This window comes from Guptibacillus sedimenti (assembly GCF_028610665.1).
In the GTDB taxonomy this organism is placed as follows: Bacteria; Bacillota; Bacilli; order Bacillales; family Guptibacillaceae; genus Guptibacillus; species Guptibacillus sedimenti.
On sequence record NZ_JAQQWV010000002.1, the window covers coordinates 205,931 to 226,910 of the forward strand.

The window sequence follows — 20,980 nt, forward strand, 5'->3', positions numbered from 1 at the left end:
ATGTGAAGAATGAAATTTATGATGTGACGATCATTGGTGGAGGGCCAATTGGGTTATTTACAGCTTTTTATAGCGGCATGCGTGAGCTTAAGACGAAAGTTATTGAATACCTTCCGCAAGTTGGTGGGAAGGTAACCTACTTCTATCCAGAGAAAATTCTACGAGATATCGGTGCGATTCCTGGCATTTCCGGAGCAGATTTGATCAAGCAGCTTGAAGAACAGGCGAGCACATTTGATCCAACAATGGTTTTTGAAGAACGAGTGGACGGACTTGAGCGAGCAGAGGACGGAACCTATATCTTAACGAGTCATAATGGGGAAAAGCATTATACTCGGACAGTTATTTTAGCTATTGGACATGGAACGCTTGGGGTGAAAAAGCTTCCAGTTGATGGGGCGGAGCATTTTGAAAGGAAGAACCTCTACTATGCCGTGGACCGTGTCGAAGACTTCCGGGGCAAGCATGTCATGATTTCTGGAGGAGGTGATTCGGCAATCGATTGGGCGAATCGTCTTGAACCTATCGCAGATAAAGTAACGATTGTTCATCGCAGAGAGGCTTTTAGTGGTCATGAAAGTAGTATCACAGAAATGAATAATTCAGATACGCACGTCAAATGTTCATGTTATGTCTCTGACGTGATTGGTAAGGAGCGCATTGGTCAGGTTGTTCTTACTCATGTCGACACAGGCGAAAAAGAAGTAGTTGAAATCGATGCACTCCTTGTTAATCATGGATTCAATCTCGACTTAGGCGGCATCCAAAGCTGGGGAATGACGATGAACGATGGAAAAGTGGTTACCGATGCAAAAATGGAAACGAGTATACCTGGAATTTTTGCAGTAGGAGATATTGTCACATACCCTCACCGTTTAACACTCATTGCAGGCGGTCTTGCGGAAGGCCCGAAGGCGTTGAACAGTGCAAAAGCTTTTCTTGATCCTGACGCAGAAGCCATGGCGATGTATTCGACGCACCATAAAGATTTTGTAGAAGTATAAGCGAAAGGAGTGAGCGTCATGATTGAAACAGAAAATCTTAACATAGGTTATCAAGAAAACATCATTGTGGATCAGTTGAATCTAACCATACCCGAGGGTGAGATTACGGCTCTTGTTGGGGCGAATGGATCAGGGAAGTCGACCATTCTTAAAACGCTATCTCGATTAATGAAGCCAAAAAGTGGAACGGTTTACCTGGATGGACGGGCGATTCATGAGCAAAAAACGCGCGACCTTGCGAAAGAATTAGCAATCCTTCCTCAAAACCCCACGGCTCCAGAAGGGCTAACGGTTTTAGAACTTGTCACATACGGTCGCTTTCCTCATCAAAAAGGCTTGAAAGCTCTCACGATGGAAGACAAAGAGAAGATTGCCTGGGCAATTGAAATGACGGGGATTGGGGAATTTGCCAACCGTTCGATTGATCAACTTTCAGGTGGACAGCGCCAGCGCGCCTGGATTGCGATGGCTCTTGCTCAGGATACGAAAATTCTATTCCTTGATGAACCAACTACTTTCCTCGATATGGCGCATCAGCTTGAGGTACTTGAGCTTTTGCAAAAGTTAAATGTTCAAGAAAAGCGAACGATCGTCATGGTCGTGCATGATTTAAATCACGCCAGTCGGTACGCAGGTCATATAGTAGCAATTAAAAAAGGAAAAGTGATGAAAACGGGAACACCGATTGAAGTGATGAAGTCAGACACTTTAGAAGAAGTGTTTGGGGTTCGAAGTGATATCATTTATGATCCTCGCTCGGGGCAGCCACTTTGCTTACCGTATGGACTTTGTGCAAGTCTATGAAATGTCGAATTAACTTGCTCCTTATAATGGAGCAGGTTTTTTTGTGGAAGGATCATCTTCTTTTCTAGCGAATACATAAGACAAACTCGTATCTAGATCGACCGTTCATAGGAGGACGTCATGATTAAGGAAATGAAAACGAAGCAACAGTGGCTTGAAGCATTTCAAGTGATGCAAGAGCTTCGCCAGCATTTGGATGAGAAAACTTATCTTGATTTAGTAGAAGAAGCCAATCAGAAAGACATGTATCGACTATATGCGCTTTATGATGGAGATGAACTTGTTGCGGTTACTGGATTTAAGCCAATGATTACGCTCTACTATGGAAGGTTTGTCTGGGTTTGTGATCTTGTCACTAGCGAACAACATCGTTCAAAAGGTTATGGAGAAAAGCTTCTTACGTTTGTTGAAAACTGGGCTCTCGAGAACGGGTATCAATCTGTGGCTCTGTCTTCCGGTGTTCAAAAGAAAGAAGCCCACCGTTTCTACAAAGAAAAGATGTCTTATGATCAGGTTAGCTTTGTATTCAAAAAGGGGTTAACTCTTTAGAAGCATGATCTTAACCTATAGCTGTCGCCTGGTGCTATACTTGGTGCAAGACAAACGAAGGATGTGGCGTAACAGTGAGAAGACTAGGTCAAACAAATTATGAGATTTCGCCAATCGGACTTGGAACATGGCAATTCAGTCAGGGGAGCGGCTTAATTGGCAGTTACTTTTCGACGATATCTGAAAAAGACATGGACGCGATCGTGAAAATGAGTCTTGATGGTGGGATTAACTGGTTTGATACAGCAGAAGCTTATGGAAAAGGAAAATCAGAGGAAGCTCTTTCTGGTGCATTGAAAAGACTCAAAGTTGAAGAGAAGGATGCACTCATTGCAACAAAGTGGTGGCCGCTTCTTCGAACAGCTGGCTCCATTTCAAGTACGATCCAAAAGCGAAAAGATGCTCTGCATGGTCGTCGAATTGATTTGTATCAGGTGCATCAACCATTTTCTTTTTCTTCTCCTGAAAAAGAAATGAAGCAAATGGCATCACTCGTCAAAGAAGGTCATATTGGCGCAGTGGGGGTAAGTAATTTCAATCGAGATAAAATGGATCGAGCCATTCAAGAATTGAAACGGCATGGTGTGAATCTTGCATCCAATCAAATGAAATATAGCTTACTTGATCGACGGATTGAAACGAACGGGGTGCTGGACCTTGCTAAGCAAAATGGCGTCACAATCATTGCGTATTCTCCGCTTGAGCAGGGGATTTTAACAGGAAAGTTCCATCAAAATCCTGAACTTGTCGCAAACCTCTCAGGTCCACGTAAACACATGTCTCAATTTAAACCGCAGGGGTTAGCAAAAACAATGCCGTTAATCGACTTATTAAAAGAGATTGGTCATTCATACGGCGTCGGAGCCGGTCAAGTTGCGTTAAACTGGCTCGTTCATTTTCACGATCAGACGGTTGTAGCGATTCCTGGCGCCTCGAAGTTAAAGCATGCGGAAGATAATGTCAAGGTGCTTGGATTTAAACTAACGCAGGATGAAATGAAGCGAATTGATGAGGAATCAAGGAAAGTAGCGAAGATGTAAAGGGACAAAAGCCGCAATCCAATCAGATTGCGGCTTTAATCTGCTATTCTTTTTCTACTAATTCAAAGCCAATGTAGCCAAGTGCAGCTTCAAGGTTTTGAACAGTTTTAAAATGGGGAAGTTGTTCGTTGGCTACTTCTTGTTGAGCGATAGCGGGTGTAACCCCAGTAATGATTGTATCGATTCCCATCAATTGAATGGATTTAAAGAGGTCTCCAAGAATTGCTGGAAAATAACCATCAACAATTTTTAAGCCTGATAAATCAACAATAAAATGATTGATTTGTTGATTCGCTCCATATTGAAGGACTTGTTTAATGATGTTCTCAGCTCTTCTTTCATCGATTATGCCTTGCAACGTTAAAATAGAAATTCCTTTTGTAATGGGAACAATTGGAACACTTAAGAAATCCATATTATACTTTGTTTGATCGAGTTCGATTATATAGGAAAGAATTTCAGCCATAGATTTTAAATAAGAAATATCATCTTCACTGAATGACTTCTCTTCCTTATCCATCACACAAAGTGTACCAAAAACCTTTCCATTGGTATCCGTCAAAGCAACTCCGAGAAATCCTTTTACCTTGAGTTGAGAGGTAACCTCTAGCTCTCGCGTAAATTCATCATGTTCCAGGTTAGCTGTATGCATGACGTTATCCCTATCATTAATAATTAATCGACAATATGTACCGCTATACTCGACAGCGTATCCTTCTGGAATGATTTCTTCTTTTTCATTGTAAGAGCTTACAACAGTCATGGCATTTTCTCCACGCTTCGTAACATAAGCGGTATTCACACTTAAACGATCGCTAATTAACTTAAATAATCGTTTAGAAGCGTTTTTTAGTGAATAAAACTCCGTAGAGTCTAAATTATATTCATTCGTCATAGACAATAACTCTCCTTAAAACGATTATGTGTCACTTGATCCTGTCCGTTATATTTTATAGTAAAGAAAGGAATAGAAGCAAATTGTGGGAACTTTCCATTTAGGTCATACGTAAAACGAGTAGGGAAAGGAGAGATAGCAAATGGAAAATAGACCACGAATTGAGGTTAATAAGACGTTAATTCAGAAATGGTTTGATGTAGCGACACTTACATTCCTTTTTCTAAGCATCGTCTATCTTTCGTTGGAATGGTCAGGCGTACCTAATCGCGTTCCCATCCATTTTAATGCGGCAGGTGAAGCGGATAATTGGGGTTCAAAAACGGCGATCATTCTTTTCCCAATGCTTGGTATTTTGATCTGGGGAGTTTTCACTGTTCTTGAACGTTATCCTCATAGGTATAATTATGTGGTGAAAATCACAGAGGGCAATGCAGCTCTACAATATCGAAGTGCAGTTATACTCATGCGCTTTTTGAAAAATACGATCGCGCTTTTGTTTGCTTATTTAACAGTGGAATGTGTGCAAATTGCAAAGGGGATTGGAGAAGGTCTGAATTGGTGGGTGATGCCACTCTTTCTTACGCTGATCTTTAGTGCGATTATTCTTTATATTGTGCATTCTATTAGGTGGAGATAGAAAATAATCTGTGAAAACTTCTATTAAAAAAAGTAAAGCGCATACAGGTTAAATTCGTGAACATTTCGATGATTTTTCGATGAAAATCCAAAAAAAATCTACAGAAATTGCCCTTCTGTGTATGGTATAGTGGAGAAGAAGTTTAAACTAATTACATATGTATGTAATCCATACAGTTAATCGAGTGAGGTTGCCTTAAGTAAGGGTCATTAAGGCTAGCTGAACCAATCGTGATAAACGAAAGATAAAGGAGCTACGATATGCTACGCCATGAAGAAGATGTGAAAGTGTTCGCTTTAAACTCAAATCCGGAGTTGGCTCAAGAAATTGTTGAGACGCTTGGAATTCAAGTTGGGAATTGTTCCGTTAAGCGATTTAGTGACGGTGAAATCCACATGAACGTTGAGGAAAGCATCCGTGGTTGCGATACATACCTTGTCCAATCCATCGCAGGCTCAGGAAACGACTATTTGATGGAACTCTTGATCATGATTGATGCATTAAAACGAGCATCTGCTAAAACGATTAATGTTGTTTTGCCTTATTACGGGTATGCGAGACAGGATCGTAAAACAGGACCAAGACAGCCAATTACTGCAAAGTTGATTGCGAATATGCTAGAGCGTTCTGGTGCAACTCGCGTGTTAACCATTGATTTGCATGCCAATCAAATTGAAGGCTTTTTCAATATCCCAGTTGACCAGGTTTCTGGTATTCCAATCCTTGCTGAATACTTTGAGAACAAAAATTTGGAAAATGTTGTTGTTGTGGCACCTGATAATAGCAGTGCGCTTCGTGCACGTAAATTAGGGTCAATGCTAGATGCACCAATCGCTTTGATTGATCGTCGCTCTTATGACACAGGAGAACCATCCACTGTGAACGTCATTGGCGATGTGAAAGGGAAAACAGCCATCATCATTGATGATATGATTGATACTGGTCGAAACGTAACGTTCACCTCTCGCATTCTTGAGGAAAATGGGGTGAAAGATGTGTACGCTACATTTACCCACGCTGTTCTTTCTGGTCATGCAACGGAAGAAATTGCTGAATCGAACATTAAAGAAGTGGTTGTAACGAATACCATCTCTCTTCCAGATTCAGAAGATCTTGATAAAATTAAAGTTCTATCGATTGCACCGCTTCTTGCTGAAGCGATTCGAATCGTTCAGGAAAAGCTTTCGATTAGCCAAATTCGATAACATGATGAAGGGAACTGTTTAGAAGCAGTTCTCTTTTTTATTGGTGAAAGCGAAATTTAATAGGAAGTGACTCATGATGGCGAGTCACTTCCTTCATTGATTTGAATTAAGCTTGCCTGAATGATGTACCGATCTGGTGCAGAGCCGAGGTAATCAAACGGATAGCACGTGGTGAGTGTGAGAGTGGGGGAATTCTTTTCCACAATGACGCTACGATCATGCTCGTCTGTAATCCACGTTTTGCGGATTTGATATTCATACGTTGTATCATCTAATGTAAGGTAAAGACGATCGCCTTTTTTTAGTTGGTCAAGACCGTCAAAAACGGTATCGCGGTGTCCTGCAAGGGCGGTGTGGCCTGCTTGATTTGGTAAAGTAGTGAAAGCTGTGTCATACATACCAACTCCCTGTTTCAACGTTTGTTCATCCGTTCCCCAGTAGATCGGGTAAAGGTATCCTAGTTGAGGGATCGTTAATTCACCGATTTTTTCTCCCGTTTTCGCTTTCATCTGTGGCTTGACGTCACTCGTATGAACCACTTCTCGGTTCACTGTCTCTTGATAATCGGTTTCCTCCCAGTCTATTGAAATAGCTTGAGCTTTTTCAGGTTGAAACGTAGCAGCACTCTTCTGAGTCCACCATTCATAGCCGCTCCATCCCGTCACAATCATGCCGGTTATAATAAGTAGAATACTGAGTTTCTTAACCACCATCAATCACCTTCTTTAGAAATCGAGATAGGCGATGGTCGCCTATCTCGTCGGGATGGTATGTGCCTTAAGAATGAACGCGTCTTTTTAAAAGTAGTAGAGAACCAAATGCTGCGATGGCAAGTCCAAGCAACATATAAACCGGATAGCTTGTCGCTGTATCGGCCATTTCAGCGCCTTCGCTGTCAGCTGCTTCTGAGCTTTCTTCGCTTGTCATGTCTTCATCTGAAGCTTCGCCGCTGGACGCTGCTTCTTCGTCAGAGGAATCGGAGCCACTGTAGGAAGAGTCTTCACATGCTTGTCCATCGTTGTCTCGATCAAGATCGCTCGGATCCTCATCAGGGTTGTTGCTTTCATAATAATTTTGCGCTTCTTCTTGAGAAGAGAAGTCATCACAATTCTTATCATCAGCTGCATACCCTACGTTTGTAAAACCAAATACCAATAAGAAAGTTGCTAACAAAGAAACGAGCTTTTTCATCTTCTTCCTCCCCGGATTAAGTATTTTTTTGCCATCCCTTGTTATAGGGTAACAGTTTCCTAAGGAAAGATCATACAATTTGTCAGAATTAATTGAATAAAGAGAATATTTTACTATAAGAGGGAAATAAATTTCATGAAAGTATGTGAAGGTAAGATATTTCATTTTTAAATAAAATGGGATGATCCATGAAGCGGTTCGATTCGTTAGCTTCATAGACAGAAAAGTAGGTGGATAGGAGAGAGAGCAGATGAAGAAAGGACCCATTGCGCTTGGAATGGCCTGTTTGTTAGCGCTTGGTGCATGTTCAGACCCTGGTAACGGTGCTGGAACAGGTGGAACAAGTAGTAAAGAGATGAGTAGTGTTAACAGCGAAGAGACTGGCAGTACGGTCGAGAGTAATGGAGAAGGAGTGGGAGAAACGACTGATGCTGGGATTGAGATCAAGATTTCAGAAGATCAGGCAGACGATCGTGAACATGAGGAAGGTCATGGTCATGGAGGACATGTAAGCATCTCACTTAAGAATGATGTGATGGATCCAGCTCTTCTTGTGACAACCGTCACCGAAGCAGGGGAGTCACTGACTGAAGCAAATGTGCGTTTTGAATACTGGATAGAAGGAGAGGAGAAGCATACCTACACAGATGCGGATGAAAACAGTGAGGGTGTGTATGAGGGGATCTCAGAAATTTCCGAGCCAGGAACGTACAAGCTGAAAGTTCACGTTGAGAAGGGGGACGAGCTTCATGCGCATAAACCTTATGTGCTTGAAGTCGCGGAGAAGTAGTAGTGAAAGAAAGGCGAAGTGGAGATACTCCACTTCGCCTTTCTTCGACATTAATTGAGCTCAATCGGGTGGTGACAGGCACGCTTATCCCTTCAGCACTTGATCAATGGCGTGAGCAACGCCGTGCTCGGTGTAGTCTTTTGTTACCCAATCCGCTGCTTCCTTGACGCGTTCTTGAGCATTACCCATGGCAACGCCAAAGCCAGCTTCGCGGATCATCGCAATGTCGTTCATGCTATCTCCAACTGCCATTACGTTTTCCATTGAAAGATCAAGCCAGTCACAAACTTTCATGAGAGCAGCAGCTTTATTAACGCCAGACGGATTAATTTCAAGGTTCGTAGGGCTTGAATTCGTTACCTCGAAGGCTTCATTCGCCATCACTTCATCTGTAATGATTTTGCGGATATCATCATCTTTAATATCAAAGCCAAATTTCAACCACGTGTAGTCATTGATTTCGCGATCAAATGGTTTTTGCGTATTGAATACGCCTTCTGTCGTAGAAGACCAGAAATACACGTCATGCTTCACTTTTAATTCCCACAAACGTTCGACAAGTTCATAATCCAGGTGAGAGCTATCGACAAGGTTTAATTCCTTATCATAAATCTGTCCACCGTTTACCGTAACCAGGTAAGCAGAATGACCAAGCTGTTCTGCAATATCACGACAGAACGGTAGTGAGCGTCCTGTACTTAATACAACATGAAGGCCTTTTTCTTTTGCTCGTTGAACAGCAGCTTCGTTTTCCTCTGACACCTCTCCGTCATGATTGACCAATGTGCCATCCATATCTAATGCAATTAGTTTGATCTCTTTTTCCATCTCTACCACTCCTATTTTTATCTACTCTAAGTTTAAACTAAATTGATGTCGAACTGTAGTATTTGCAACTTGGAACTTTTTTTCAGATTTATCGATTATACCATAGATCGCCAGAATCATTTTTTTGACAAAAAAGAGACTGGGAACGAGATAGCTTCACCTGATTAGATGCACTAAAAAATTTTATAAGGAATTTCCAAAAATAAGTTTTACTGTTTGAAATTCGAGGAACTGAAAAAGTGGACTGTTCGTATCACCAATTTGGTGAAGCAGCTGCCTCATGAGCTGAGGAATCATAAAAACCAAAGAGGTGAAAGAAATGAATCCGGAACAAATTGGATTCGCATTGTTGTATATCGGTGTTTTTCTTTTAATAGGGAAGATCATTCGTTTGAAAGTAAAAGTCTTACAGAACTTATTCCTACCTTCCTCCATTATCGGTGGATTTGTAGCATTGCTTCTCGGCCCACAGGTGCTCGGGAAGATCATGTTAAATTTCGTTTCGGAAGATCATTTTCTTGCGAGTGGAATTATGACGAATACAATTATAGAAGTATGGTCTGCGTTGCCAGGGTTAATGATTAATGTTGTCTTTGCCTCATTATTTCTTGGCGCAACGATGCCAAAGCTACGTGATATCTGGACGTTCGGTGGACCTCAGTTAGCATTCGGCTGGGCAATTGGCTGGGGCCAATACGTAATCGGGCTACTCGTAGCCATTTTTATTCTTACACCGTTTTTCGATATTCCAGCGATGGCTGGGGCATTGATTGAAGTGGCGTTTGAAGGTGGACACGGTACCGCAGCAGGGATGGCAAGTACGTTTGAAGAGCTTGGCTTTGAAGAAGCCTTTGACCTTGCGATCGGTCTTGCGACGGTAGGTGTTCTTTCTGGTGTTGTTTTCGGTATTATTCTCATTAATTGGGCAGTACGTCGAGGCAAAACGAAGGTCATCAAAGATGTGAACGGCTTTTCTGACCTTCGTAAACAGGGAATCATGGAATACCAAAATCGTGAACCAGCAGGTAAAATGACGACTCGTCCTGAGTCGATTGAACCGCTCTCGTTTCACCTCGCTATTGTGATGCTTGCTATTCTAATCGGTTGGTTGATCCTTCAAGGATTAATCGGTCTAGAAAGCATTACGATTACAAACTGGACTGGCTCAAGCTTTATGAAGTATATTCCGCTCTTCCCGATCGCGATGTTCGGGGGAATTATTCTTCAAGTGTTCTTCAGCAAAAAAGATAAATACAACCTTGTCGATCGTCGCATGATCAATCGTATACAAGGACTTGCGCTTGATGTGTTAATTATCACAGCTATCGCGACAGTGTCGCTCGACGTAATTGGTGAATACCTTGTGCCATTCCTTATTCTTGCGGTTGCAGGAATAAGCTGGAATTTATTCGGCTTCCTAATGCTTGCACCGAAGATCATTCCTGACTACTGGTTTGAACGAGGCATCGGTGACTTTGGTCAATCGATGGGTGTGACGGCAACCGGCTTGCTTCTTATGCGGATCGTTGATCCTGATAATGAATCCCCTGCGTTTGAAGCGTTTGGTTACAAACAGCTTGTTTATGAACCATTCCTAGGAGGAGGGTTAGTGACGGCACTATCCGTTCCGTTCATTGTGCAGTTCGGTGCGGTAACAGGACTGATCTTCGCTGTGATCATGGTGATACTCGGGGTTGTATCGGGTATTTATTATTTCGGTAAAGGAAAGCATATCAAAAATAACTAATAGATGACGCCATTTCTGACTTCAGAAATGGCGTTTTTATTTATAAAATGGAAGAAGTGAGTGTTTTTTTAGGAAAGTAGAAGGGAAATTACATTATAAAAAGAAAATGGTATAGAGTATGAGCGGACTTGGATTTCGTCGGGAGGGATTCTTTGGGTACACCAGAACTTAGTCGTGATGACTTGAAACTCACGGAATTAAGCTATGTAAAAATAAACGCACTAATGTTATTGATGATAGTACCTTTATCGATGATTGGGTATCAATTTGCTGTTTCGAATGAGGAGATGTTTTTCGTTTATGAGTGGTCGCTTGTTGTTCTAGTCTTGATTTCTTTTATACTTGCAGGAGCTACGAGTATCATTTACAACAGTACTAATACATGGCTTTCTTACGCCATTCTTAGTTTTGACCTCCAATTTGCTGTTTTTGGTTTATTTATGGGGCCATACACCTCTTATGAACTCTTCTTTGTTTATTATCTTTGTGCAGCGATCGCACTAATTATTTTTATCATGACATTAAAAAAGGTGAAGGTATTTCGATATCTTATTGTTATTTTTATCATCGTCACGGTTCTTTTAACGAGCTACATGTTGCTGCTTCAAAGCTTGTGGGGGATGAATTGGATGTAAGAAAAAGATTCAGAAAGGGTGAAAGAAAATGGCGACAGCAAAGGAAAATTTTCTAAGGGCGTTCAATGAAGCGTTTATTAGCGGGGATCGTGACGCTGTGCTCGCGAGTGTGACAGATGATGTCCAATGGCACCTCATTGGTATGGAGAAGATCGAAGGGAAGACCGATTTTGAAAAAGCATTGAATCGTATGCCTCCACAACAAGATGAAGCGAAACTTATGATCGATACAATCATCACCCATGGTGTTACTGCAGCAGTCGAAGGGAAAATTCAGATGGGTGAAAAAACCTACGCCTTTTGCGATACGTATCGTTTTAATCAATTTAAAGATGGGGTTATTAAGCAAATCCATTCTTTTATCATTGAAGAGCGGGAGGGGATCTAGAGCATATGTTGAACAAATCATGGGTGAACAATCTGATCGGGTGCTTACTACTTCTATCATCCGCGAGGTCTTTGGATTTGCTCATTCATAAAGAATACGGACTATTAGGGTTTAATTTCATTTCGTTTATCGGATGTCTCCTAGCAAGTTGCTATTATTTCTATGAAGGCTATTGTCTGTATAAGAAAAATCGCAGTGAAACGATGTAAGTAAAAGGCGAATCTTTCCTTAGCCTAGTAAAATAGTACAAAATTCGACCTTATTTATTAGAATCTTCTAAACTATTGTTTAAAATTCGTAAAAATCGGTTAAACTGTAATTAATCGCATAGAAAACGTAGAAGCGTTTCTATCAATATGAATGGAGGATTGGATGATGGAGAATCGAAAAGTCTACCAAAATCAGATTTCGGAAAAGAGACAGGAAATGGTCGCGCAACTACTCGAACACATCAATGCTTCCACTATCGAACAAAAACAAGATATATTAAAAAAAGAAATTGACCAGGCGCTCGATTGTCGCGACCGTGAAACGTTTATGCAGTTAACTGATCGTCTTAATTCACTCACATAATGAAAAAGTTGGCATATATGTTAAACCGCTCGCTTATAATCTAGTATTCAAACACTCAGGAGGAGATGTTGATGCTAGATTTAGCGGCGGTTTTTTATGTTGTGATGGAATGGATCAATGAAAATAAAGGGTACAAGCTCCAATCTGTCTTTCTTTTCGGCGGACTTGGTCTGTCATTTGTGACATATTTTCTCTGGTTCATAAAAAAAGGCTATAAAACGGTCGGAATCGTTAAGAATGGCTGAGCTGAGTGCGTATTTCGTCGTGTCGAATCGGTAGAATTCCGCGAAAACATCCAGTAATTCCGCGGAAAATTCATTTATTCCGCGAAACGAAAAAAAGACACCCTGAAGGGCATCTTTAAAAAGGCACGGTGATCGATTGGCCCTTCGTTAGCGTTTCTTCATTTTTGTCGAACACATCACTGGTTTGAATTGTTAGGGCATCCAGTTTCTCTAGGTCAGTCGTATTCAGAACAAAGCCGAGCTGTCCGGTTTTTTCTTCACCAGGTGCGTAATCTCCGTAAAGGTTCTCGAGGTAAAAGTCATCATCGAATCCTTTCTTCTCACCGTCACTCGTTTCAAGTGTTGAAATTGGTGCAAAGTTAACGGTTTGATCCGACGTGTTCTTTACATGGACGCGAATCTTTACATAGTTGAATTTTGTTTCATCGTTCGAATATCCATGAAAAAAATCGATTAAGTCAGGGGAGGGCGCATAGGCCATTACCTTCACATCTGAAACGGTTAGCTCAACATCCCCAAGCATCGTTTTTTCGTTAAAACCAGAGCTTGCTTTTAACGTAATAGAGCCGTCTGCATCCTGATAAGTTTGGCCAACTTCAGTTAGTGAGCTGTCATCAGGTGCCTGTGGACTATCTATTAATCCTTTGTGTTCCTTTTGATCTGTATTTGTTTCCTCTGCTTTTGTTACGGTTGTCGTGTTCTCTGTTTGTGAACTAGCTTGCTGGTTCGCATTAGTAGCGCAGCCCCCAAGAAAAAGAGAGGCAGTACATAGGGTGATCAGTACTTGTTTCATGTAAAATAACCTCCTCAGTAAGAAAGAAAACTCCCGCTGCTTTTTGAAGCAACGGGACGTTTTTTTTACTTGTCTTTTTTGTGATCATCGTCATTTTTTCCATGATCTTTTTCTTGTTTTGCGTTAAGAAGATCCATCACCAATTGACCTGTTTCATTGTTATCATGAAGGCCGACGAACTTTTCGGATTGTGGGCCGTACGCGTACACATTCACGTCGACACCTGTATGTCCGCCAGTTGTCCAGCCAGTTCCTGAGCGGATGTCAAAGATCTTTTCAATCGCATTATCAATTTCCACCACATCGCCTGTTTCAGTCGCTTTTTTGATAGACGCGATTTCCTCAGATGTTAATTCAAGATCGATGTTTTCAGTAAGTGTTTTTTCCACATCTGCACCTTCAGCAATCTGTGCTGCCATGTAATCAGGTGTCTTTTTGGCAGCTTTAAGTGGAGCTGGATCCCACTTGTATTCTCCGTCGCGTCCCATCGCAAAGCCACCGGTAGAGTGGTCAGCTGTTGTAACTACGAGTGTATGCTTGTCCTTTTTCGCAAATTCAATCGCCGCTTCGTAAGCTTTCTCGAAATCTTCCATCTCACTCATTGCAGCAACAACGTCATTATCATGACCAGCCCAGTCAATTTGGCTACCTTCGACCATAAGGAAGAAGCCGTCTTTGTCGTCACTTAGGCGCTCAAGAGCAGCGTCAGTCATTTCTTCAAGAGAAGGAGCATCTTCTGTGCGATCAATTGCTTTGTCCATTCCTTTAGGTGCAAACAGGCCAAGAATTTGTTCGTTGTCGTCTTGTGCGAGTTCGTCCTTTGAAGTGACATAGCTATAGCCATCATTTTGAAATTCTTCCGTTAGGTTGCGATCCGAGCGCTCGAAGTAAGAAGTTCCTCCGCCAAGCAATACGTCCACTTTATGCTCTCCATTGATCATCTCATCATAATAGTCGTCTGCAATGTCATTGTAGTTATTCCGCGATTCATCATGAGCACCGAATGATGCTGGCGTGGCATGATTAATTTGAGAAGTAGAAACAAGTCCAGTAGCCTTGTTCTTTTCTTTTGCTTCTTCAAGAACAGTCTTCACTTCATTTTTATCCATATCAACGGAGATGGCGCCGTTGTAAGTTTTGATTCCAGCTGCCATCGCCGTACCCGCTGCCGCCGAGTCCGTTACACTCTCTTCTGGATCCCATGAATAGGTTTCTTGAGCGCCAACGAGATATTCATCGAAAGCTGTCTTTTCCATATAAGGTGTAGTTTTGTCATCCATAAAAGAACGGTATGCCGTTGTATATCCCGGTCCCATGCCGTCACCAATTAAGAAAATGACGTTCTCGATTTCGTTTTTAGGGTTTTTACTTTTTTCAGATTTTGCTTCTGTGTCCGTACCAATCCCAGCAAATCCAGCTACAGCTAGTGATGAAATAACAGCGAATGGAATAAGCTTCTTTTTGGCATTTTTACTAAACATATTAATTTCCCCCCGGTTCAATTTTTCTCACAAATCATAGTTTACTTGTTTAACGTGAAGCTGATGTTAATCGATTGTAAGGATCATTTTAAGATAATAAGGTCGATCGTCATGGTCGGAAAAACGTGGAATCGCTCGAAAACGTCACGTTTCTTATCATGTGCACATCTCGTGTTTCTGTCTATGATCGTAATGATAGCGAAACCATTTTACAAGAGTTTTTGGAAGAATTAGGTCATAAGAGCGAGGGGAATGGGAGTGTTTATTGACAGGAAAAGCATTTTAATGTCTATTCTCACACGACCTATTACATAGAAGAAAAAGGTCGTGTGAGACAGCAGTCTTAGGAATAGGCAATGATTCTACGAAACTGTTAAAATTATCATTATAATAAAAAAATTTAAAAGGGGAGATTGAAATGGACTTAGTTATGAATGATTCGGTGATCTATGATTTTAACAAAACGCATAAGCCTGTAAAGATCGTACCATCAGGAACTAGCGTTCAAATCGTGACGTATGACTGTTTTATGAATCAGCTTCAATCGGAGGAAGATGAGATTACTGGAATTGATTGGAACCGAGTGAATCCTGCAACTGGCCCAATCTATGTGAAGGATGCACAACCTGGAGATGTGTTAAAAGTTTCGATTGAAAAGCTTGAAATTGGAGATCAGGGCGTTATGGTCGTTGGGCCAGATCTTGGGGTTATGGGACATCGTTTAAAAGAAATGGAGTCAAAGATGATTCCAATTCAAGATGGGGCTGCTTGTTTCAATAACCTTAGCATCCCGTTAAATCCAATGATCGGCGTAATTGGTGTCGCTCCAGAAGGCGATGGTGTTTCGTGTGGCACACCTGGTGCGCACGGCGGAAATATGGATAATAAGATGGTTACGGAAGGAGCGGTGCTCTATTTTCCAGTGTTTGCGGAAGGTGCACTGTTCGGATTAGGTGATTTTCATGCAGCGATGGGGGACGGTGAAGTGAGTGTTTCAGGAATTGAAGTTCCTGGTAAAGCAACAGTTAAGCTTGAAGTGATCAAGGGGGAGTCTCTCGTTCAACCGATGCTTGAAAACGCTGAAGTTATTACCCAGATTGCTTCAGCTGCCACGCTTGATGAAGCGGTAACACTTGCAACCGAGCTAATGGTCGATCGTGTTGTGGAGAAAAGCGGAATGTCGATTAGTGAAGCAACCATGCTGATGAGTGCAATTGGACAGGTTGAAGTGTGTCAGGTCGTGGATCCACTACTAACAGCAAGATTCGTTGTACCGAAATGGTTAGAGCAGCAGCTAGGCGTACGCCTTATTTGATTCGACATATGCTGACAATAGTTCGGGTGATTCGGATAGTTTCGGGTGGTGCCTGTCACTCGCATGAGATATACTTGGTGACGCGGACACGGTCGGGAAGCGCTCGGTATGCGGTGACGCGGTTATCGCGTTTTTTTCGCGGTTTTTCGCGGTGCCTGTCACTTGTCGAATTTGTTGAATGAATTGGAGGAAGATTAGTATGATTCGTTTTGGAGTTGTTGGAACAAATAAGATTACGGATAATTTTCTAGAGGGGGCGACTGAGCTTAGCGATTTTAAGCTTACGGCGGTTTATTCTCGAACGGAAGAGAAAGCTCAGGCATTTGCTGAGAAGCATGGAGCAGAGGCGACGTTTACAAGTCTTGAGGAAATGGCGAACAGCGCGCTCATTGATGCCGTCTACATTGCGAGTCCCAACTCGTTACATGCAGAGCAGTCGATCATTTTCATGAACGCTGGGAAGCATGTGCTTTGTGAGAAACCGATGGCGTCAAATAAACGTGAGGTCTTACAAATGGTCGAGGTTGCCACTCGTAACGGCGTTCTTTTGATGGAAGCGATGAAATCCACCGTGATGCCGAACATGCACATGGTGCGAGAGAATTTGCATAAAATTGGTCAAATTCGTCGCTTTGTTGCGAATTACGGCCAGTATTCGTCGCGTTATGATGCTTATAAAGAAGGAACAGTGCTAAATGCATTTAACCCTAAGTTTTCAAATGGATCACTGATGGATATCGGCGTATATGGCGTTTATCCTGTCGTATCCATGCTTGGCATGCCGCAGTCGATTAAGGCAGAAGGCGTCATGCTTGAGTCGGGCGTTGATGGAGAAGGCAGTATTTTACTTGGATATGAAGACAAAGAAGCAGTGATTATGTTTTCGAAAATCACAGATTCTCATCTTCCATCTGAAATTCAAGGGGAGAACGGGAGTATTCTCATCGACAAGATCGGTTCACCGATGGATGTGAAAATTCATTATCGAGATGGATCGATTGAAGACCTGTCACAGTCGCAATCCCATACGATGATGTATGAAGCGAAGGAGTTTATTGAACTGATCCAGGCCGGTAAGGATCAGTCTTTGATCAACTCACATGAAAATTCTCTCCGTTCGATTGAAGTAATGGATGAAGCACGGAAGCAAATCGGAGTCATTTTTCCGGCCGATCACCGATAAAGCGAAAGGTTTAATTTATCTCAGGTCGTCACGTGCATATTGCGCTAGTGGCGGCTTTTTTATTTCACCTAATAAAAAAACGTAAGCCTTTTCATCCAGCCCGTTTGAACTAGTTTCAAAAGGGTACGATATTAATAGAATAGAAAAACATGGAGGGATGAAATTGGCTAGTAAATATGGAGAAGTTGTACAGGAGTCGTTACATGCACTACTCGAGGATCAATCGTTTTTACCAAATTTCAAGGATGAAGATCGAGAAAACGCGTTCAAATCCCTTGAATCGATTCTCTCAACCCCGAACCAAATTCAAAAATCATTTCTCCGCGTTCCTCTCGAGAACGGGAAAATTTTACGAATTCCTGCTTTCCGCGTTCAGCATAATAATGCGGTAGGGCCTTATAAAGGCGGGATTCGCTTTCACGAAACGGTCGAGGAAGATGAAGTAATTAATCTGGCAACGTTAATGACATTAAAGAATGCGCTTCATGATGTACCATTTGGTGGAGGAAAAGGTGGCGTGGTCATTAACCCACGAGAATTTTCGGAAAAAGAACTACATACGATTTCAAAAACATACGTTCAAAATTTCTGCGATATTTTAGGTCCAGATAAAGACATCCCAGCACCGGATGTTGGAACGGGTGAACGAGAGATGGACTGGATGATGGGTGAATATAAAACGATCCATCCGGGACGCCCGTATCGCGGAAGTTTCACAGGGAAAAGTCAGGTGAACGGCGGTTCGCTTGGTCGAAGGGAAGCAACAGGAAAAGGCGTTTACTATACGCTTCGCTACATGCTTCATAATTTTGTGAAAGAAAATGAAGAGTGGTTTAAGAGAAATGATAATCGCTTTGCCAAAACAGCACTTGAGCATTCCGATCGTCCGTTAACGATTGGAATTCAGGGATTTGGTAATGTTGGATCCGTTGCAGCCCTTGAATCGTATAGCTGCAACTACCTCGATACGAAAGTCGTTGCGGTAAGCGATCGAAACGTAACGCTTTATAATGGTGATGGCCTTGATATAAAAGCCCTAATTGAGTTTACGTCCAATCATGAAGGTGATTTGCCTACGACAGAGGAAGCGTTGTCTGATCATGAAATCAAAGCGGATATTCAAGAACGAGAAGATGTTCTTTACCTTGATACGGACGTGCTGATTTTGGCAGCGCTTGAAGATCAAATTCATGAGGACAATGTTGATCAAGTAAAAGCGCGTATGATTGTAGAAGGTGCGAACGGCCCCATTACACTTGGTGCAGATCGAAAGCTGAGTGAAGATGGTGTGCTCGTTATTCCGGATATACTCGCAAACGCAGGTGGTGTCATCGTTTCTTATTTCGAATGGCTGCAAGGAAGGGAGACGCAATTTTATAGTGAAGAAGAAGTTTTTTCTCTTCTTTTTAAAAAAATGAAGGAAACGATGGATGAAATTTATCCACAGTTTTTCAATGATCCATTTGCGCTCAGACAAAATTGCTACATCCATACGGTGATGAAGCTATCAAATATTCTTTATCGTCATGGTAAGCTCTACTAAAGCGAAAAACCCTCTCCTATTGAAAATAGGAGAGGGTTTTCCTTATGGGATTAAGAAGTTGGTAACGTTTCTTTGAACTCGGTCATTTTCATCATCGTTTCATCAATTAGCTCGGTCATTTTGTCCGTATCAGGCTCATCTTTTTTACCTTCATCAATGAGAGGATAAAGGCTTTCTTCAATGTTCTTGTAGGCATCCGGGAATTCTTCTTCTACTTGAGATTCCATCTTGTCCCAGTTTTCCTCGAGCGTCATCGTCTGTTCATTAATCGTTTCAACATCATCGCTACTATTTTCGACTGTTGTTTTAAGTTCCTCAAGGTTCGATAATGCCGTATCAACGCCAGCTTCAAGATTGGTCATTTCTTCTGAACCGCTATCGCCCGAGTCGTTCATTCCTTCGTTTGTTCCTTCATTCGTTCCTTCATTTTCGGAAGCGCCGTTTTCTTCCATGCTTGAGTTGTTGGCTTGATTACCTGTGTTATTCTCAGCACCATTTGATCCGCAACCTGCTAGAAGAGAACCTGAAATGAGGCAGGAAGCAAGAAGAATAGGGAATTTCTTTTCCAACAAAATCCACTCCTTTCAATTACAATTATTGGTTCCCAGTAAGCGTTTTATTCAAACGAAGTCAAAAGTTGTGTTTTTTTATGAGGAGATGGTATGAAGGAAGATCGTCTTAGGACAATTCGGATGTTTTTTTCTAACCTAAAGTTTTTCATCATGATCCAAGGGTAGTCATGGTGATTTTCTTTAAGGGCGAATGTCCCATTTGCGGTATGATGTGCCCATTTCTTAAATTAACGCACCATCTTTCTACATCCTATCGTTCAATACCTCTACTACTATTTTGAGTAGGAAACTGTTATACTATCCAACAAGGTGACAAATTGTGACAAATTACGGGAGGTGACAGGCACCATCATGAAAGCAGTTCAAGTAATGGGTTATGGTGATGTGGATCAGTTAGAAGTCGTAGACCAGGAGATTCCTGTTCCGAAAGAGAATGAGGTACTCGTTAAGGTAAAGGCATGTGCGATTAATAATACGGAAATTTGGATGCGTGAAGGGGCATATGGAACAGGAACGAAATCAGGATGGCGTCCTGAAGGTGTTCAGTTTCCTAGAACACCAGGATCAGATATTACCGGTACGATTATGAAAGCCGGTCAACAAGTGAATGAGGAGATGATCGGGAAGGACGTCGTGCTCTTTCCTTTTACTTCGAGCGGAGAGCCAGGGTCTGAACATATCTCAGAAGATATGTCTTTCATTGGATCAGAGTATGACGGAGGGTATGCAGACTATGTTGTATGGCCAGCAGAACTCTGTTTTGACATGCCTCTTGCTGACTATACCGAGAGTGCCGTGTTCTCTGTTAGTGGGATGACAGCGTGGCATATGGTTGAACAAATTCAGCCTAAGCAGGGCGAGACCGTTATGGTTACAGGAGCAAACGGTGGAGTAGGTTCTCTAAACGTCCAAATTGCGTCTCGTGTATTCGGTGCTAATGTAATCGCGATTGTAGGCGACCTCGCTTTGGAAGATCAGTTGAAGAAGCTTGGGGCAACGCACGTACTTTCCTACAAATCAGATCGGCTTGCTGAAGAAATACTTGAAGTGAATGGTGGACCGATTGACTCAGTGTTAGATGTTGTTGGAGATGCCTTGTTTTCAACTTCGCTTCATGTCTTAAAGAAAGGCGGCAAGTTTTGTACGTCTGGTTCTGCTGGTGGACAGAAAACAGAACTTGATTTTAGAACATTGTATTTGAAGCACATAACACTCTATGGCTCTGTTCTTGGGACAAGAGAAGAGTTTAAACGGATGCTTAAAGCGATAGCTGATGGGAAGATCACACCAGTAATTGATCGAACGTTTCCATTAGAACAAGCGAGAGAGGCTCAACGTTATTTTAAAAAAGCGGGTAAACTAGGAAAAATTGTGCTACTTCCTGAAGAGTAAGTTGACTGATTGAACCCCCTATTTCCTAACTGGAGATAGGGGTTTTCCTATGTCAGGTAGGTGAGTGCGCCAATAAAAACAAAGAACGGGGTCACCACTTTTAGGGAAATACAGGAATAAGCGATGCGGTTAACGAATATGTCATGTATAAAATCATAGAGGTGATG

At 41.9% G+C, this 20,980-nt stretch carries 24 protein-coding genes; 17 read left to right on the forward strand and 7 right to left on the reverse strand.

Annotated elements, in window-relative coordinates:
* Nucleotides 1–2 precede the first annotated feature (2 nt).
* From PQ578_RS09290 to PQ578_RS09305, 4 genes are all read left to right on the forward strand, one after another.
* Nucleotides 3–1,004 carry an NAD(P)/FAD-dependent oxidoreductase gene (locus PQ578_RS09290; protein ID WP_273833779.1) on the forward strand — a complete coding sequence of 334 codons (1,002 nt, stop codon included), beginning with the start codon at nucleotides 3–5 and terminating at the stop codon, nucleotides 1,002–1,004.
* 18 nt (nucleotides 1,005–1,022) lie between these two features.
* Nucleotides 1,023–1,808, forward strand: coding sequence for an ABC transporter ATP-binding protein (locus PQ578_RS09295; RefSeq protein ID WP_273833781.1), 786 nt, complete (start codon nucleotides 1,023–1,025; stop codon nucleotides 1,806–1,808).
* 120 nt (nucleotides 1,809–1,928) lie between these two features.
* Nucleotides 1,929–2,357, forward strand: coding sequence for a GNAT family N-acetyltransferase (locus PQ578_RS09300; RefSeq protein WP_273833783.1), 429 nt, complete (start codon nucleotides 1,929–1,931; stop codon nucleotides 2,355–2,357).
* A gap of 74 nt (nucleotides 2,358–2,431) precedes the next feature.
* The gene (locus PQ578_RS09305; protein ID WP_273833785.1) at nucleotides 2,432–3,397 is read left to right on the forward strand and encodes an aldo/keto reductase; all 966 of its coding nucleotides are present in this window, start codon (nucleotides 2,432–2,434) and stop codon (nucleotides 3,395–3,397) included.
* Between the two features lie 43 nt (nucleotides 3,398–3,440).
* Here the strand turns inward: PQ578_RS09305 and PQ578_RS09310 are convergent, their stop codons facing one another.
* Entirely contained in the window at nucleotides 3,441–4,292 is an 852-nt protein-coding gene (locus PQ578_RS09310; protein WP_273833787.1) for an STAS domain-containing protein, read from the reverse strand.
* Nucleotides 4,293–4,434: 142 nt separating this feature from the next.
* Between PQ578_RS09310 and PQ578_RS09315 the strand changes: the two genes are divergently transcribed.
* The gene (locus PQ578_RS09315) at nucleotides 4,435–4,932 is read left to right on the forward strand and encodes a DUF1648 domain-containing protein (RefSeq protein ID WP_273833789.1); all 498 of its coding nucleotides are present in this window, start codon (nucleotides 4,435–4,437) and stop codon (nucleotides 4,930–4,932) included.
* Between the two features lie 260 nt (nucleotides 4,933–5,192).
* Entirely contained in the window at nucleotides 5,193–6,137 is a 945-nt protein-coding gene (locus PQ578_RS09320; RefSeq protein ID WP_098442622.1) for a ribose-phosphate diphosphokinase, read from the forward strand.
* 71 nt (nucleotides 6,138–6,208) lie between these two features.
* On the opposite strand, the gene PQ578_RS09325 is transcribed toward PQ578_RS09320, so the two are convergent.
* The gene (locus PQ578_RS09325) at nucleotides 6,209–6,847 is read right to left on the reverse strand and encodes a class D sortase (RefSeq protein ID WP_273833792.1); all 639 of its coding nucleotides are present in this window, start codon (nucleotides 6,845–6,847) and stop codon (nucleotides 6,209–6,211) included.
* Between the two features lie 67 nt (nucleotides 6,848–6,914).
* Nucleotides 6,915–7,328 (reverse strand): excalibur calcium-binding domain-containing protein, encoded by a 414-nt coding sequence (locus PQ578_RS09330; protein WP_273833794.1) that lies wholly within the window; start codon nucleotides 7,326–7,328, stop codon nucleotides 6,915–6,917.
* A gap of 250 nt (nucleotides 7,329–7,578) precedes the next feature.
* Between PQ578_RS09330 and PQ578_RS09335 the strand changes: the two genes are divergently transcribed.
* The gene (locus PQ578_RS09335; RefSeq protein WP_273833797.1) at nucleotides 7,579–8,118 is read left to right on the forward strand and encodes a FixH family protein; all 540 of its coding nucleotides are present in this window, start codon (nucleotides 7,579–7,581) and stop codon (nucleotides 8,116–8,118) included.
* 84 nt (nucleotides 8,119–8,202) lie between these two features.
* Here PQ578_RS09335 and PQ578_RS09340 read toward each other — a convergent pair whose 3' ends face one another.
* Nucleotides 8,203–8,961 carry a Cof-type HAD-IIB family hydrolase gene (locus PQ578_RS09340; protein WP_420541555.1) on the reverse strand — a complete coding sequence of 253 codons (759 nt, stop codon included), beginning with the start codon at nucleotides 8,959–8,961 and terminating at the stop codon, nucleotides 8,203–8,205.
* Nucleotides 8,962–9,265: 304 nt separating this feature from the next.
* On the opposite strand from PQ578_RS09340, the gene PQ578_RS09345 reads away from it, so the two are divergent.
* From PQ578_RS09345 to PQ578_RS09370, 6 genes are all read left to right on the forward strand, one after another.
* Nucleotides 9,266–10,693 (forward strand): sodium/glutamate symporter, encoded by a 1,428-nt coding sequence (locus tag PQ578_RS09345; protein ID WP_273833801.1) that lies wholly within the window; start codon nucleotides 9,266–9,268, stop codon nucleotides 10,691–10,693.
* A gap of 152 nt (nucleotides 10,694–10,845) precedes the next feature.
* A complete protein-coding gene (locus PQ578_RS09350; RefSeq protein ID WP_273833803.1) occupies nucleotides 10,846–11,328 on the forward strand; it encodes a hypothetical protein in 483 nt (160 codons plus the stop codon).
* Between the two features lie 28 nt (nucleotides 11,329–11,356).
* A complete protein-coding gene (locus tag PQ578_RS09355) occupies nucleotides 11,357–11,716 on the forward strand; it encodes a nuclear transport factor 2 family protein (protein WP_273833805.1) in 360 nt (119 codons plus the stop codon).
* Nucleotides 11,717–11,721: 5 nt separating this feature from the next.
* Nucleotides 11,722–11,925 carry a hypothetical protein gene (locus PQ578_RS09360; RefSeq protein WP_273833807.1) on the forward strand — a complete coding sequence of 68 codons (204 nt, stop codon included), beginning with the start codon at nucleotides 11,722–11,724 and terminating at the stop codon, nucleotides 11,923–11,925.
* Between the two features lie 166 nt (nucleotides 11,926–12,091).
* On the forward strand, nucleotides 12,092–12,289 hold the full coding sequence (locus PQ578_RS09365) for an IDEAL domain-containing protein (RefSeq protein ID WP_273833809.1): 198 nt from the start codon (nucleotides 12,092–12,094) through the stop codon (nucleotides 12,287–12,289).
* A gap of 71 nt (nucleotides 12,290–12,360) precedes the next feature.
* A complete protein-coding gene (locus tag PQ578_RS09370) occupies nucleotides 12,361–12,534 on the forward strand; it encodes a hypothetical protein (protein ID WP_160920443.1) in 174 nt (57 codons plus the stop codon).
* Between the two features lie 115 nt (nucleotides 12,535–12,649).
* Here PQ578_RS09370 and PQ578_RS09375 read toward each other — a convergent pair whose 3' ends face one another.
* Together PQ578_RS09375 and PQ578_RS09380 are read right to left on the reverse strand one after the other, a co-directional pair.
* Nucleotides 12,650–13,327, reverse strand: coding sequence for a DUF4352 domain-containing protein (locus tag PQ578_RS09375; RefSeq protein WP_273833814.1), 678 nt, complete (start codon nucleotides 13,325–13,327; stop codon nucleotides 12,650–12,652).
* Between the two features lie 65 nt (nucleotides 13,328–13,392).
* Nucleotides 13,393–14,808, reverse strand: a complete 1,416-nt coding sequence (locus PQ578_RS09380) for an alkaline phosphatase (RefSeq protein WP_273833815.1) — start codon at nucleotides 14,806–14,808, stop codon at nucleotides 13,393–13,395.
* Nucleotides 14,809–15,226: 418 nt separating this feature from the next.
* On the opposite strand from PQ578_RS09380, the gene PQ578_RS09385 reads away from it, so the two are divergent.
* The 3 genes from PQ578_RS09385 (at nucleotide 15,227) to PQ578_RS09395 (ending at nucleotide 18,849) form a co-directional block, all read left to right on the forward strand.
* Entirely contained in the window at nucleotides 15,227–16,123 is an 897-nt protein-coding gene (locus PQ578_RS09385) for an acetamidase/formamidase family protein (protein WP_273833817.1), read from the forward strand.
* A 199-nt stretch (nucleotides 16,124–16,322) separates the two neighbouring features.
* A complete protein-coding gene (locus PQ578_RS09390) occupies nucleotides 16,323–17,306 on the forward strand; it encodes a Gfo/Idh/MocA family protein (protein WP_273833819.1) in 984 nt (327 codons plus the stop codon).
* 157 nt (nucleotides 17,307–17,463) lie between these two features.
* Complete coding sequence (locus tag PQ578_RS09395; RefSeq protein ID WP_273833821.1) at nucleotides 17,464–18,849, forward strand: Glu/Leu/Phe/Val family dehydrogenase; 1,386 nt, start codon at nucleotides 17,464–17,466, stop codon at nucleotides 18,847–18,849.
* 50 nt (nucleotides 18,850–18,899) lie between these two features.
* Here PQ578_RS09395 and PQ578_RS09400 read toward each other — a convergent pair whose 3' ends face one another.
* Nucleotides 18,900–19,418: a hypothetical protein gene (locus PQ578_RS09400; protein ID WP_273833823.1), complete on the reverse strand. Its 519-nt coding sequence runs from the start codon at nucleotides 19,416–19,418 to the stop codon at nucleotides 18,900–18,902.
* A gap of 354 nt (nucleotides 19,419–19,772) precedes the next feature.
* Here PQ578_RS09400 and PQ578_RS09405 point away from each other — a divergent pair, with 354 nt between their 5' ends.
* Nucleotides 19,773–20,813, forward strand: a complete 1,041-nt coding sequence (locus PQ578_RS09405; protein ID WP_273833825.1) for a zinc-binding dehydrogenase — start codon at nucleotides 19,773–19,775, stop codon at nucleotides 20,811–20,813.
* Nucleotides 20,814–20,980: the final 167 nt, after the last annotated feature.

Coding starts and splice junctions, on each gene's coding strand:
- PQ578_RS09295 (WP_273833781.1), top strand. CDS start 1,023: ATGATTGAAACAGAAAATCTTAACATAGGTTATCAAGAAAACATCATT.
- PQ578_RS09300 (WP_273833783.1), top strand. CDS start 1,929: ATGATTAAGGAAATGAAAACGAAGCAACAGTGGCTTGAAGCATTTCAA.
- PQ578_RS09310 (WP_273833787.1), bottom strand. CDS start 4,292: ATGACGAATGAATATAATTTAGACTCTACGGAGTTTTATTCACTAAAA.
- PQ578_RS09315 (WP_273833789.1), top strand. CDS start 4,435: ATGGAAAATAGACCACGAATTGAGGTTAATAAGACGTTAATTCAGAAA.
- PQ578_RS09320 (WP_098442622.1), top strand. CDS start 5,193: ATGCTACGCCATGAAGAAGATGTGAAAGTGTTCGCTTTAAACTCAAAT.
- PQ578_RS09330 (WP_273833794.1), bottom strand. CDS start 7,328: ATGAAAAAGCTCGTTTCTTTGTTAGCAACTTTCTTATTGGTATTTGGT.
- PQ578_RS09335 (WP_273833797.1), top strand. CDS start 7,579: ATGAAGAAAGGACCCATTGCGCTTGGAATGGCCTGTTTGTTAGCGCTT.
- PQ578_RS09345 (WP_273833801.1), top strand. CDS start 9,266: ATGAATCCGGAACAAATTGGATTCGCATTGTTGTATATCGGTGTTTTT.
- PQ578_RS09355 (WP_273833805.1), top strand. CDS start 11,357: ATGGCGACAGCAAAGGAAAATTTTCTAAGGGCGTTCAATGAAGCGTTT.
- PQ578_RS09360 (WP_273833807.1), top strand. CDS start 11,722: ATGTTGAACAAATCATGGGTGAACAATCTGATCGGGTGCTTACTACTT.
- PQ578_RS09365 (WP_273833809.1), top strand. CDS start 12,092: ATGGAGAATCGAAAAGTCTACCAAAATCAGATTTCGGAAAAGAGACAG.
- PQ578_RS09370 (WP_160920443.1), top strand. CDS start 12,361: ATGCTAGATTTAGCGGCGGTTTTTTATGTTGTGATGGAATGGATCAAT.
- PQ578_RS09375 (WP_273833814.1), bottom strand. CDS start 13,327: ATGAAACAAGTACTGATCACCCTATGTACTGCCTCTCTTTTTCTTGGG.
- PQ578_RS09380 (WP_273833815.1), bottom strand. CDS start 14,808: ATGTTTAGTAAAAATGCCAAAAAGAAGCTTATTCCATTCGCTGTTATT.
- PQ578_RS09385 (WP_273833817.1), top strand. CDS start 15,227: ATGGACTTAGTTATGAATGATTCGGTGATCTATGATTTTAACAAAACG.
- PQ578_RS09390 (WP_273833819.1), top strand. CDS start 16,323: ATGATTCGTTTTGGAGTTGTTGGAACAAATAAGATTACGGATAATTTT.
- PQ578_RS09395 (WP_273833821.1), top strand. CDS start 17,464: ATGAAATTGGCTAGTAAATATGGAGAAGTTGTACAGGAGTCGTTACAT.
- PQ578_RS09405 (WP_273833825.1), top strand. CDS start 19,773: ATGAAAGCAGTTCAAGTAATGGGTTATGGTGATGTGGATCAGTTAGAA.